This window comes from Cryobacterium sp. Y57 (assembly GCF_002929505.1).
Classification (GTDB): Bacteria; Actinomycetota; Actinomycetes; order Actinomycetales; family Microbacteriaceae; genus Cryobacterium.
This window is the reverse complement of record NZ_PJJL01000064.1, coordinates 95,634-107,664: the sequence shown is the minus strand read 5'-3', so window position 1 is coordinate 107,664 and position 12,031 is coordinate 95,634. Positions and strand designations below refer to the sequence as shown.

Below are 12,031 nucleotides of genomic sequence, written 5' to 3'. Positions count from 1 at the left end.
TCAACAGGGCGCAGCAACCGGCGGTCTGTGGCTAGAGATCAGCATAGGCGAGCGGTCGACGCTGTGCAAATCGCAAGCGGATGACAAATGGTTGACATTGGTCTACTAGTTACGTATAGTTGGCCGTTGTCAACTACTTGCAGGAGTTTCATGAGTCGCGCATCTCGCCGCAGCACAGCATCCGTTCGCCACGCCCCCAACGCCAACGGGTCGATGAGCCATCGCCAGGTTTTGGAGTCCCTGTCCGGCCTGCTGCTGGGTATCTTCGTCTCGATTCTGGCCGGCACGGTCGTCGCCACCTCGTTGCCCCTGATCATCTCCGACCTCAAGGGCGACCAGTCGGCCTACACCTGGGTCGTCACCAATACACTGCTGGCGACCGCCGTTTCGACACCCATCTGGGGCAAGTTTGCCGACCTGTTCAACCGTAAACTGCTCATTCAGCTCGCCCTGGTGGTCTTCGTGCTTGGCTCAGCACTGGCCGGATTCGCTCAGAACACCGACACGCTCATCGTGTTCCGCATCATGCAGGGGCTCGGTGGCGGCGGTCTTGCCGCCCTCAGCCAGATCATCTTGGCCGACATCATCAGCCCCCGCGAGCGCGGCCGGTACGCCGGACTGTTCGGCGCCGTCATGGCTCTGGGCACCATTGGCGGGCCGCTGCTCGGCGGCGTCGTAACGGATGCTTTCGGCTGGCGGTGGAACTTCTTCATCGCGCTGCCCGTTGCTATTGTGGCCATCATCCTGCTGCAGGTCACCCTGCGCCTGCCCGAACGCATCAAGCGCGTGGTGAGCATCGATTACCTGGGCATCGTGCTGATCAGCTCCGGCGTGTCGCTCCTGTTGATCTGGGTCACCCTGGCCGGCAACTCGTTCGACTGGGCATCGCTGCCGTCATTGGCCATGGTGCTCGGCTCGGTCATTTTGCTGATCTGTGCCGTTATCGTCGAGTTCACGGCAAAAGAACCAATCATTCCGCTCGACCTGTTCAAGAATCGCACCGTCACCCTCGCCGTTATCGCGAGCCTCTCGGTGGGTGTCGCCATGTTCGGCACCTCGGTCTTTCTCAGTCAGTACATGCAACTCGCCCGCGGTGCAACGCCGACCGAGTCCGGCCTGCTCACCATCCCGATGATGGGCGGCCTGCTGATCTCCTCCACGTTCTTCGGCAACCTGATCAGCCGCACCGGCAAGTGGAAATCGATCATGGTCTCCGGCAGCGTGCTCGTACTGGACGGTTCGCTGCTGCTCGGATCGCTGCGCTACGACACGAGCCTGGTCTTCGTGGGCGTGTTCATGTTCATCCTCGGCGCCGGCGTTGGCATGATCATGCAAAACCTCGTGCTCGTCGTGCAGAACACCGTAGACATCAGCCACCTCGGTGTGGCCACCAGCACCGTCACCTTCTTTCGCAGCCTCGGCGGCACCGTGGGCGTTGCGGTGATGGGCTCCGTGCTCGGCACCGTGGTGGCGCAGTACATCCGCGACGGTGCCGGCGCTCTCAGCCCGGCCACTCAAGCTGTCGCCGCAGAGACCCTCGGTGAGGGCACCATTCCGCAGGTGTCGCTGCTACCGGCGGCCCTGCGCGTTATCGTGGAGTCGGCCTACGGAATCGGAGTGGGCGACGTGTTCCTCCTCATGGTGCCGTTGGCCGTGATCACCCTCGTGACGATCGCTTCGCTGCCCAACATTCCGCTGGGAACCATGACCGGCATCGACCGGGAGCGGAGCGCCGCTGCTGCTGGCCAGGCCGCTTCACCGGCGACCGGCCGGATCCTGGTCGACGTGAGTGCGGCATCCGTTGCCCTGCCGACGTCAGCCACCGAATTGGGCGAGGGTAAAATTCGATCATGACCATACTCACCACGGATGCTGCCGTGGCGGCCGTCGAGGAGCAGATGACGGTACTGGCGGGGAATATCCGCGTCAGTATGCGCGACACTGCCCTGTTCATCGACCCGACCCTGCAACCGTTCGGGCTCAAGTTCATGCGCACGCTCGAGCGTTGCGGGCCAACCCACGCTAGCGCCCTGGCCGAGAATCTGGTGGTCGATAAGAGCATCATCAGCCGCCAGGCCAGAGCGCTGCTCGATCTGGGGCTGATCAAGACGCAGACCGACGTCGACGATGGACGGGTGAAGTACTTCGCGCTCACCCCCCTGGCCGTGAAAAAGCTCGCCGAGGTGCGAGCCAACAAGTCGACACGCCTGCTCAGCCGTCTGCAGAACTGGTCGGGCGACGATCTCACCCGGTTTGCCGAGCTGCTCGCCCGGCTGAACACTCCCGACTGAACACTCAGGGCTGACCCCCGTCAGGCCAGCTCGTCAGGCCAGCTCGTCAGGCCAGCTCGTCAGGCCAGGGGCAGCGAGACGCGGAAGGTTGTCTGGCCGGGGCGGCTGTCGACGGTGACCTCGCCGTGGTGCGCGGCGACGACCGCCGCCACGATGGCCAAACCGAGGCCGGTGCTTCCGGTACTCGGCGCGCCCGTGGCGTTGGCGGCGCGAAAACGTGAGCTGTCGCCGCGGGCAAAACGCTCGAACAGGGTGGCTGAAAGCTCCTCGGGAATGCCGGGACCATCATCCGTCACCGATACCACCGCGTGTTCGTCGTGCTCGGCGAGCGCGACCAGAACCGTGGTGCCAGCATTGGTGTGCACTCGCGCGTTGGCGAGCAGGTTGGCGATCACCTGGCGCAGACGCGGTTCGTCGCCGATCGCCTCGAGGGGTTCGTCGGGCAGGTCGAGGGTCCAGACGTGATCGCGGCCGGCGGCGTGGGCATCGCTGACGGCATCGACGAGCAGCATGGTGAGATCCACCGGCTGCATGTCGCGCTCGCGGCCCTCGTCGAGGCGGGCGAGCAACAGCAGGTCTTCGACCAGCCCCGTCATGCGCACCGACTCCGACTCGATCCGACCGAGTGCGTGCATCGCGTCGGGCGGCAATTCCTGGCCGCTACGCCGGGTGAGTTCGGAGTAGCCCCGAATGGAGGCCAACGGCGTGCGCAATTCGTGACTCGCGTCGGCGACGAACTGGCGCACTTTGCGCTCGCTGGCCTGCCGCGCTTCCAAGGCGCGGTTGACATGGTCGAGCATGCGGTTGAGCGCCGCGCCGACCCGGCCCCCTTCGGTACGCGGGTCGGTGTCCCCCGCCGGAACCCGATCATCGAGGGACACCTCGCCGCGGTCGAGGGGCAGCTGCGCCACCCGAGTGGCCGTCGCTGTCATGCGTTGGAGGGGACGCAGGGCCAGCCGCACCACCCAGGCGGCAATGACGGCGACCACGACAAGCCCCGCGAGCGAGACCAGGCCAATGATCACAGCCAGCTGGGCTGCGGTGGCCGCCACTCCGGTCAGGGGCAAACCGACCAGATAGAGCGTGCCGGAGTGGGACGTATCGACCTGCACCCGATAGTCACCGAGCTCACCGCCGAGATCGACGGTTACTGGCGCCAACTGGTTGACGTGGTCGGCGAGAAGCTGCACCTGCTGGGTGGTGAGCGCTTCGATCACGCCGCTGCGGTCGTCGGTATAGCCGGTTGTGACGGTGGATTTATCGTAAACCAGCGCGAGCAGACCGGGCGGTTGGGCGGGTCCACTGAGAATACTGTCGGCTGTCGGCGTGCCAAAGTAGCGGCTCCCCGGAAGGTCGCCGGAACGATCGCCGTCGTTGTCACCGACACCGCCAAGCGCAACGCCCGATCGGTCAACGGCGGAGGCCAGCTGCACGTCGAGGCGATCAAGCAGGGACGCGCGCAAAATAACCACGCTCACCACGCCGATCGTGACGCTCACGAGCGCGAGCAGCCCGACCACGGTGAGCACGAGACGCCGCTGCAGAGTCCAGGGCGAGCGGAGTCGGTTGAGGCGGCGCGGCATCCGCTGCTTGGTCATACCGTCTTGAGCATGTAACCGGCGCCACGCACCGTGTGGATCATCGGCTCCCGGCCGGCATCGATCTTCTTGCGCAGGTAAGAAATGTAAATCTCGACAACGCTCGACTTGCCGCCGAAGTCGTAGCTCCAGACCCGGTCGAGAATTTGCGCCTTGCTGAGTACCCGGCGCGGGTTACGCATAAGAAAACGCAGCAGTTCGAATTCGGTCGCGGTCAGTTCGATGGCTTCGCTATCGCGGAAGACCTCATAGCTGTCTTCGTCGAGGGTGAGGTCGCCGACGTTGATGCGGGGGTCGGTTGAGTCTGCAACGGCGAGGGTGGAGCGGCGGATAAGGCCGCGCAGCCGAGCGACGACTTCCTCGAGGCTGAAGGGTTTGGTGACGTAATCGTCGCCGCCGGCGGTGAGCCCCGCGATGCGGTCGTCGAGCGAGTCCTTGGCGGTGAGAAAGAGCACGGGAGTCTCGTAGCCGTCGGCGCGCACCCGCTGCAGCACCTGCAGGCCATCGATGTCGGGCAGCATGATGTCGAGCACGATGGCGTCCGGCCGAAATTCGCGGGCGATGGTCAGCGCCTGACGGCCTTCGCCGGCGGTGCGCACCTCCCAGCCTTCGTAGCGCAGGGCCATCGAGAGCAGATCGGTGAGCGTGGGCTCGTCGTCAACGACCAGAACCCGGATGGCGCTGCCGTCGGCCTTGGTCAGGCGCGGGCCGTGGCCGGTGTGGGTGCTCTCACGTGTGCTCATTCTGATGAGTATCCGGCAGTTGCCTATGAACGCGCTATGAGTGCACCGTCGGATGCCTGTGGCCCGCCTAGCCGTCAAGGGCAGCCAGCAAGGCCGGCGCGGGCACGAACGCCGCGCTGGCGAAGAGTCGCCGGCAGCCGTCGAGCTCGACCTGGATCGGACTGTCCAGCCGGGTGCCGGCGCGCTGGGGCCAGATCACCGCGAATCGGGTGAGGTCGGCCGTGCACTCGGGGGCGGGCAGAGCGGATGCTGCGGCCGGAAGCAGCGCTGTGGCATCCGCTCCAAGGATGGTCGCGCTGTCGAAGGTACCGAACGGCAGGGTAAGCATGGAGCCCAGCGCGTGGTTGCTGGATTCCATGCCGTCACCGTCCCTCAGCTTCCCGGACTCGGATGCGGTGGTCGGGTCCACCGTGTAGAAGCAGACGCTCGCGCCGTCGACGCCCTCGTAGGACACAACTTCTGCCGGGGGCACGGGAACCGGCAGGATGTTTTCGCCGACCTCGCCGGTGGTAGTGGACGTCGGCAAGCCGGTGACCCCGAACTGCAGCGATTGCTCAGGCGTGCCAGCGCTCATGACGCAGCCGGCGTCGAGGGCCGGGCGGGTGATCTCGAGCACGAGTGGCAGTTTTACCGTGCCGGTCAACGCGAGCTTCTCGAGCGCTTTCCACGTCGCCCGCTTGGTCTTGCCGCAGGCGGTGCTCGGCCAGGCCACCCGCATCGCCTCACCCGGAGCGTTTTCAAGCCACAGCTCCGGCACGAACTCCATGTCGGCGGTGCAGGCCTGATTGAACCCGGCCTCGTCGCTGGGTTCGGCGAGCGCAGACAGTAGCGGACCGAAGTCTCCGGTGCGGGTCTCGACCGTCACGGCTGCCCAACGGCCTTGGTCGTCGTCGACGCTACCGGAGAAAGTACAGAGGTACGCGGCGACCGGTTCAAAGTCGGCCGGAACCATGCCCGGCTCCGGGGCGTCGGGGTGCGTGGCCGTCAGATCGGTCTGGGGGGGGGCAGCGCCTTCCCGGAAAACCATCCATTCGTTCTTGAGGTTGGGCGCCTGGCAGTCGACGCCGGCGACGAGCTGCGCCACCGGAGTGCCAGTCGCAGCCGGGTAGCCGGGGAGGCCGGCGCATCCGCTGAGCAGCAGGGCCAGCGTGACGGCCCCGGCGAGCGTGAATCGTACTGGAAGCTGCAGCGCCATCTGTTCCCCCGATTGGTTGCCGTCGTCTCAGGCTAGCGAACCCCGGTCTCGTCGCGATAACAATTCTCACGGCAGCGGATGCGTGACTACCGCTGGGCAGACGGGCCTGGCGTCGGCCGCACGAGCGGCCTCAATCAGGCCGCGCCCCGTGGCGGTGGCGCGCCGACCGGTCCCGCGGGGACACAATAGAGGAGTGCCAAATTCCACGCTGTTTCTGTTCAACCTGGACCAGACTTTAGCGCACCCCGCTGTATTGACTGTGCTGCCGACAGCGGAACGTCCACCAGCACCGGCGCCGCACACATTGCGCATCGTCGCCGACTCGACCGACCGGGTGGCCTGGCTGCGCGCGCGTAACCAGGGCATCACCGCAACGGATGTCGCCAAACTGTCGACCCCGAAATCCATCGTGAACGCCGCACACGACAAAATGCACGGTACGAGCTTCTCCGGCAACAGTTACACCGACCATGGTCGCGCCCGAGAACCCGTCATCGCCGCGTGGGTGCTGGAAAACTACGGCATCGAGCCGAGCACGAACCTGTTTCGGTCGCTCGGGCATCCGCGGCATCTGGCGACCCCCGACGGCGTCGGCGTCGTAGCCGGCGGCGACCTGCACCTGGCCGAGATCAAGACCACGAGCAAACCGTGGCGCAGCATTCCGCGCAGCTATCTGCGGCAGGTGTGGTGGCAGCAGTATGTGCTCGGTGCCGACCGCACCCTGCTGGTCTGGGAAGAGCACCTCGACTTCGTACCGGTGGCGGCCGTACCCGAATGTCGCTGGATCGAGCGGGACGAAGACCAGATCGCCATTCTGGTCGGGCTCGCCAATGCCCTGATCGACAATCTCGACGAGCAGGCTCGTCGCTAGTCTCCCTCTTTTTGCGGACGGGGCCTGGGCCCCGTCCCCGGGCCCAGGTTATAAACTAGGCCCGCGTTCGGGGCCCGGGCCCCGTTCGCAGTGCATGGGCGGAGAATGCAGCACAATGGGGAGCATGGCTCCTGAATTCGAACTGCCGCAGACCATGCGCGCCCTGGTCATCGACGAGACCGGCGCCCCCGAAGTGTTGCACTTGGCCGATCGAATGCTGCCACGCCAGATTGTCGACGAGGTTCTCGTCAAGGTCATCGCGGCCGGTCTCAACCCGATCGACGCCAAGACGCGCTCCGGCACGGGTGTCGCGGCCGCCATCGAGAGCTACCCGGCCATTCTCGGCAACGATTTCAGCGGAATCGTTGTGCGCGCTGCCTTCGAGGCCGCGCCCCTCCAGCCGGGCGATGCCGTCTATGGCATGGGCCGGGTGCCGCGCATCGGTGGCAGTTTCGCCGAGTATGTCTCGGTGTCGAGCATGAGCGTCACCCGCAAACCCGCCCGGCTCAGTCATGCCGAGGCGGCCGCGGTTCCCCTTGCGGCTCTGACCGCATGGGGCATGGTCAAGCTGGCCGGAGCCGCCCCCGGGCAGTGCATGCTCGTGCACGCCGCCAGCGGCGGCGTCGGCCACTTCGCAGTGCAGTTCGCCCGGGTTCTCGGCGCCCACGTGACCGCCACGGCATCGACCCGCAACCTCGATTTTCTGCGCGAGCTCGGCGCCGACGAGGTCATCGACTACACGACAACGCGCTTCGAAGACGTGGTCCACGACCTCGACTCGGTCATCGACCTCATTGGCAACGTGCATGACGACACCGGCACCCGTTCCCTCGGTGTGCTGCGCCCCGACGGCCTGCTCGTGAACGCGCCGACCGGCAGCTGGCCGACCTTGGCAGCGGATGCCGCAGCAGCAGGACGACGCGCAACCGATTTCAAGGTGTCCCCCGACGCACGCGTGCTCGACGAAATCTCGGCGCTGCTCGACGCGGGTATCGTGCGGGTGCACGTCGACTCGCTGTTCGACCTCGCCGACGGTGCCGCGGCCCATCGGCTGCTCGAGGAGGGTCATACCCGTGGCAAGATCGTGCTGCGCGTGTCCTAATCGTCAAGCGATTGACCGGTCATCACGAGCGCTCAGCCGCGCCCTTCCCCGTCGCGCCCGCGACGCCCGGCTGGCTGGTATCGGCTGTTCGCGAGCGAGTTCGTTTGCGATCAAGCACGCCTCCGGCGACCATGAATCCGGCGTAACCGAAAAGCGCGACGGTCAGCACGGGGATGATCCAAGCCCGGTTTGCCCCGTTGACCACGTTGTTGACGTAGCCGACGTAGGGCACCGCGTACCAGAGCCGGCCCTGAACCTGCTCAGCCAGCACCGGATCGTCGTCGGGCACGCTGTTGTTGTCACCCTGCACGATAAAAGAACGCGATCCGTCTGAGCTCGACGTGATCGAGATGATGCGGTGGGTCACGACCTTGGCATCATTCGACACCATTTGATACGTGACGACGTCGCCGATGCGCAGCGTCTCGGCGGCGACCGGACGCACGATGACCAGAGTGCCCGGTGGAAGCCCCGGCTCCATGGAGCTGGTCAGCACGGTCAGCGGGGTCGCGCCGGTCACCTTGGGAATCACCACGAGCAGCACCCCAAGACCGACAACGAGCAGGAGCAGGGCCGCGCTGAGCGCCAATCCGAGGTACCGCCAGATACTGCTCTCGGGGGGTGCGGGCGAAGCGGCTGCAAATTCCTGAGGTCGGTCGACAGACGCGAGTGTCTGATGTCCGGTCACGGCTCGCGCCGACGCCGGGTGACGAGAAGCCCGCCGACACCGAGCATCAGCCCTCCGCCGATGAGCGCGGGAATGGGCAGGTCGACACCGGTGCGCGGCAGGGCAACCGACCCGAGCGGCGCCGCCAGCACTGCCCCTGCCGCTGCCGTTGCCGTTGCCGTTGCCGTTGCCGGGATCAGTACGCCGTCGTCGTCGCACGCCGAAGGCCCGAACGGTCCGGCCTCTTTATCGCGCAGGGCGACCAGGATTCCCAGGTCGGCGCGCGTGTTTTGGGCGGTCAGCCCGGTCACGTTCATCATCTCGATGGTGAGCGCAACTCGCAGGGTTGCTCCGGCAGCGAGCGGCTGGGCCGGCGTGAGTACGGCGCAGTCCTCACCACCCCGTAGCGGAACTGTCGTCACGATGTCGGACGCGACGTCGTGGACACTCAGTGTGAGGTAGTCCGTCAGATCAGCGGATGCCCCGCCCGGCTCGCGCAGGCTCAGCCGCACGTTCGCGGGCGCGTCGCTCGGGTTCTGAATCCACAGCTCCGAGCGCATCGACCCGCCAGGAATCAACGTGCCGAAAGAGTCGAACAGCCCGGCAGGCAGGCTGCTGGCAAAATGCACTCCGTCGCTGCTGACCCGCATGTCGGTTGCTGCCCCGCGATTGGCCGTGTCGTTCAGCGCAGCACGCGCAGGAGTGGCGACCCCGGTAATCGCGACGAGCACAAGCACGCCCGCTGCCACGCGCGCTCCGATCAGATATCCGCTCATGGTGTCACCTCGACCAGGGTGAATTGCTGGTTGTCCTGGCTGGGAATCGTGGTGTCGCAGGACTGCATGGTGAGCGCGGTACCCGAAGCGCCCGATTGCATACAGTGTTTACTTACCTGCATGCTGCGAATCTGGAATGCTCCGGTCGTGTCATCAATGCTGATGAGAGCGAAGTGTCGCTCCAATCTCTGTGGTCCGCCATCTTCGACGCTCAGTGTCACGTCGGACGAGCCCTGCTTCTTAGCCCTGGAATCCCACACCCTGGCGTTCGTTTTTGCGTTGACCGTGTAGGCGCCCTCTCCATCCGCGACGAAGCGAAAGCTCGATGATGAGGCCGTCGAGCACAGCGTCGTTGCAAGAACTCTGCCTTCTTCTTGCGGAGCTGCGGCATCGACGCAGCTTCCGTCTGCGGTAACGACGTGGTACCAGGTATTCGGCGCCGGCACCTTTCTATCCGTCGTGACAGCGAGCACGTTCGAGGCTGCCAGACGGTTGTTGTCGCCATCCACGGAATACACCGTGTAACCGTAGGCAGTATTTGCCGTCAGGCCCGTGTCCGTGAAGGTGGTTGCGGTCTGCACCGACGAGACTGCCGTACTACCGCGATACAGCTGGTATCGCGTCACGGATTCATCGTTGGGCGCATCCCAGCTCAACGAGATGGAGCTGGCCGTCTTTCTAGCCGCAGCCAGCGACCGCGGCGCAGTGTCAGCCACTTTCTGCACGATTGTCAAGGTCGTCACCGGTGAGGTCCAGTTGGCGGCACGCGCTTGCAGATCCATTCGCGCCGTCATCGTCGTGCCGAGCGCGTTCCCAGCGGCCGCGCTGGTGATGGCGGTCTGCACGCAATAGCGCGCCGAAGCCCCCGCCGCCAGGGAGCCGCTGAGTACGACTCCACTCGCCCAGGTGCTGCTTCGTGTGCTGGTCGACGGCGTCGAAGCGCAGGTACCGGCCTCGGCGATCGCCCAGGTGCGCACGGTGATTGCCTCGGCGAACGAGGTCGGGGTAGACGAGGCTGAGCCGAGCACCAGACTGTAGCTGGCTGGCACACCTTCGTTAGATACCGAAATCAGCTTGGTGGTCGAGAGGCCGGTGGACGTGTACGTCGTCGCGAGCTCGGCAAACCCCGTCTGGCTGATCGTCACGGCGCCCGACCGAACGGATGCCGTGGGATGGACCGCCGCGGCGGTCCAGAGGGCTTGGGCAGCTCCAGAGCCTGAGAGGGTCAACAAGACAGCGCTCGCGATCGTGAGGGCTGACCGGGTAGCGGGCCAGCGAGGCCGGGATACCCGTCGGCGAACAGTCGAACGCCGTGTTCGCAGTCGCAGGGAACGCGGGAAGTGACGGTGCAATTTCACGGGCTAGACCTGTCGTCCATCAATCAAAAGTCCGAAACTGGTCGCAGTCTGGGATTGGCTGGCGCTCTGGGCATCCGCTGACAGCCCCACCGAGACGCAGAGTATTGCCGTAGCCCCCGGGGCGAGGGTCGTACCGAGCTCGGCAACCGGCGCGGAACGAAAAGTTCCGGTAATGGTCGGTGTCAGGCTCGACGTGCACTCGCTCACCGCCGACACTGTTCGAGCACCCACGATCAAGTCCTCAGACAATGCGGTCTGGGCCGTCGGCGGCGTCAGTCCAAAAAGCCGAAGCGCGAGCGACACAGTGCCGTCGTTTCGCACTTCGACCGTGCCGACATTTCTCGCTCCCGGATACAACGGGGCATTCGACAGCACGAGGGGTGACGTGATGCTGAGGGCTGCCGCTCCGGCCTGAATGGTCACCGCCTGGCCGGCCGAGGCGCTTGAAGTGAGCAGGGCATAGGTTCCGCCGACAGCGGCCGTCGCCAGGAGGGTAGCGCCCAGAATCGCCGCGCTGGCGAGTAAATACGTTTTCAAAAGATCACCGGCTTTCGCGAATCGAAAGGACACTGCGTGCTGGCCGTTTTCGGGGTGCCCACCGTCGAATGGTGGGCACCCCGGCACAGACCGGTTACTGCTGGGTAAGCGTGACCGCCATGTCTTGAAGGGTGACCGAACCGAGCATCATGGTGTTCTCACGGCCCAAGGCGCCGTTCGGGAAGGTGATTGTCACCTCGACGGTGACGTCTTCATCGACCACTCCCGTTCCGGGCGTGACGACATATTTCGTCGAGCCGGTGGCCACCGTCCGGTAGGACTCGGAGTAGTTGTCGGTAATTCCAGTACCCCTCGCTGTCAGAACCGCGGTCCCCTCGAGATATTCTGCGAGATTCTCATCGGCAGGAACGCTTGTCTTTGTAGCTTTGATCGAACCCGGGGCAAGCGCCAGATCGGCGACGAGGTTATCGCCACTGGCCGTGATGTGCATGGACTTGGTGTACACCAGCACATCACCGGGCGAGGCTTTGAAATTGGCAAGCACAGGGATCTCCGTGCCCTCGGCGGTTTCGTCCTTCACGCTCCAGATTCCTGCGACTTCGACGCCGTTGGACACAGTGGGGGTAACGACCAAGTTGCCGGCGATAATCGTGCCGCCGGAAACCGCAGCCGAGGAGTTCCATAGTGCGAAAGTCGTGCCGCCGCCGAGTAGCAGGGTGAGACCGGCAGCGCCGGCAATCGCGGCTTTAGTGAGCTTGTTCATGAGTAAAACCCTTCGAGTACTGGTCTGAAAACTTCGGGTGATCGCAGGCCAGAAATCGGCAGGCGTGGAGCAACGGTGAGAGAACCCGCCAAGTGGCCGGCGTGGGGTAAGCACGCCGTTGTTGCGGTTGGCTGCCACGGCTCTGGGTATCAAGCCATGAATTGCGACA

General features: G+C 65.1%; 12 protein-coding genes. 4 read left to right on the top strand and 8 right to left on the bottom strand.

From position 1 onward, the window contains the following. Positions 1–150 precede the first annotated feature (150 nt). Together CXY72_RS08075 and CXY72_RS08070 are read left to right on the top strand one after the other, a co-directional pair. The gene (locus CXY72_RS08075) at positions 151–1,854 is read left to right on the top strand and encodes an MFS transporter (protein ID WP_255409266.1); all 1,704 of its coding nucleotides are present in this window, start codon (positions 151–153) and stop codon (positions 1,852–1,854) included. Then, positions 1,851–2,291: a MarR family winged helix-turn-helix transcriptional regulator gene (locus CXY72_RS08070; protein ID WP_104127172.1), complete on the top strand. Its 441-nt coding sequence runs from the start codon at positions 1,851–1,853 to the stop codon at positions 2,289–2,291. The genes CXY72_RS08075 and CXY72_RS08070 overlap by 4 nt, the downstream gene beginning before the upstream one ends. 59 nt (positions 2,292–2,350) lie before the next feature. Here CXY72_RS08070 and CXY72_RS08065 read toward each other — a convergent pair whose 3' ends face one another. The 3 genes from CXY72_RS08065 to CXY72_RS08055 all read right to left on the bottom strand — a co-directional run bounded on the left by CXY72_RS08065 (position 2,351) and on the right by CXY72_RS08055 (position 5,827). After that, on the bottom strand, positions 2,351–3,889 hold the full coding sequence (locus tag CXY72_RS08065; protein ID WP_104127171.1) for a cell wall metabolism sensor histidine kinase WalK: 1,539 nt from the start codon (positions 3,887–3,889) through the stop codon (positions 2,351–2,353). Then, entirely contained in the window at positions 3,886–4,632 is a 747-nt protein-coding gene (locus CXY72_RS08060) for a response regulator transcription factor (protein WP_104127170.1), read from the bottom strand. Before CXY72_RS08060 ends, CXY72_RS08065 begins: the two co-directional genes overlap by 4 nt. Positions 4,633–4,699: 67 nt before the next feature. Beyond that, positions 4,700–5,827, bottom strand: a complete 1,128-nt coding sequence (locus CXY72_RS08055) for a hypothetical protein (protein WP_104127169.1) — start codon at positions 5,825–5,827, stop codon at positions 4,700–4,702. A 259-nt stretch (positions 5,828–6,086) separates the two neighbouring features. On the opposite strand from CXY72_RS08055, the gene CXY72_RS08050 reads away from it, so the two are divergent. Continuing rightward, positions 6,087–6,698 carry a YqaJ viral recombinase family protein gene (locus CXY72_RS08050; RefSeq protein ID WP_233197714.1) on the top strand — a complete coding sequence of 204 codons (612 nt, stop codon included), beginning with the start codon at positions 6,087–6,089 and terminating at the stop codon, positions 6,696–6,698. 124 nt (positions 6,699–6,822) lie between these two features. Next, positions 6,823–7,800 carry an NADP-dependent oxidoreductase gene (locus tag CXY72_RS08045; protein WP_233197710.1) on the top strand — a complete coding sequence of 326 codons (978 nt, stop codon included), beginning with the start codon at positions 6,823–6,825 and terminating at the stop codon, positions 7,798–7,800. A 22-nt stretch (positions 7,801–7,822) separates the two neighbouring features. Here the strand turns inward: CXY72_RS08045 and CXY72_RS08040 are convergent, their stop codons facing one another. The 5 genes from CXY72_RS08040 to CXY72_RS08020 all read right to left on the bottom strand — a co-directional run bounded on the left by CXY72_RS08040 (position 7,823) and on the right by CXY72_RS08020 (position 11,862). After that, positions 7,823–8,488 (bottom strand): signal peptidase I, encoded by a 666-nt coding sequence (locus tag CXY72_RS08040; protein ID WP_104127168.1) that lies wholly within the window; start codon positions 8,486–8,488, stop codon positions 7,823–7,825. Then, a complete protein-coding gene (locus tag CXY72_RS08035; RefSeq protein ID WP_104127167.1) occupies positions 8,485–9,243 on the bottom strand; it encodes an LPXTG cell wall anchor domain-containing protein in 759 nt (252 codons plus the stop codon). The genes CXY72_RS08040 and CXY72_RS08035 overlap by 4 nt, the downstream gene beginning before the upstream one ends. Next, the gene (locus tag CXY72_RS08030) at positions 9,240–10,475 is read right to left on the bottom strand and encodes a fibronectin type III domain-containing protein (RefSeq protein ID WP_104127166.1); all 1,236 of its coding nucleotides are present in this window, start codon (positions 10,473–10,475) and stop codon (positions 9,240–9,242) included. The genes CXY72_RS08035 and CXY72_RS08030 overlap by 4 nt, the downstream gene beginning before the upstream one ends. 129 nt (positions 10,476–10,604) lie before the next feature. Then, positions 10,605–11,138, bottom strand: a complete 534-nt coding sequence (locus tag CXY72_RS08025; protein WP_146071111.1) for a hypothetical protein — start codon at positions 11,136–11,138, stop codon at positions 10,605–10,607. A 94-nt stretch (positions 11,139–11,232) separates the two neighbouring features. Beyond that, on the bottom strand, positions 11,233–11,862 hold the full coding sequence (locus CXY72_RS08020; RefSeq protein WP_104127164.1) for an alternate-type signal peptide domain-containing protein: 630 nt from the start codon (positions 11,860–11,862) through the stop codon (positions 11,233–11,235). Between the last annotated feature and the right edge of the window lie 169 nt (positions 11,863–12,031).

Bases quoted from the DNA above. Each gene is read 5' to 3' on its own strand.
- CXY72_RS08055 (WP_104127169.1), bottom strand. From the start codon at position 5,827: ATGGCGCTGCAGCTTCCAGTACGATTCACGCTCGCCGGGGCCGTCACG.
- CXY72_RS08035 (WP_104127167.1), bottom strand. From the start codon at position 9,243: ATGAGCGGATATCTGATCGGAGCGCGCGTGGCAGCGGGCGTGCTTGTG.
- CXY72_RS08065 (WP_104127171.1), bottom strand. From the start codon at position 3,889: ATGACCAAGCAGCGGATGCCGCGCCGCCTCAACCGACTCCGCTCGCCC.
- CXY72_RS08045 (WP_233197710.1), top strand. From the start codon at position 6,823: ATGGCTCCTGAATTCGAACTGCCGCAGACCATGCGCGCCCTGGTCATC.
- CXY72_RS08020 (WP_104127164.1), bottom strand. From the start codon at position 11,862: ATGAACAAGCTCACTAAAGCCGCGATTGCCGGCGCTGCCGGTCTCACC.
- CXY72_RS08070 (WP_104127172.1), top strand. From the start codon at position 1,851: ATGACCATACTCACCACGGATGCTGCCGTGGCGGCCGTCGAGGAGCAG.
- CXY72_RS08075 (WP_255409266.1), top strand. From the start codon at position 151: ATGAGTCGCGCATCTCGCCGCAGCACAGCATCCGTTCGCCACGCCCCC.
- CXY72_RS08060 (WP_104127170.1), bottom strand. From the start codon at position 4,632: ATGAGCACACGTGAGAGCACCCACACCGGCCACGGCCCGCGCCTGACC.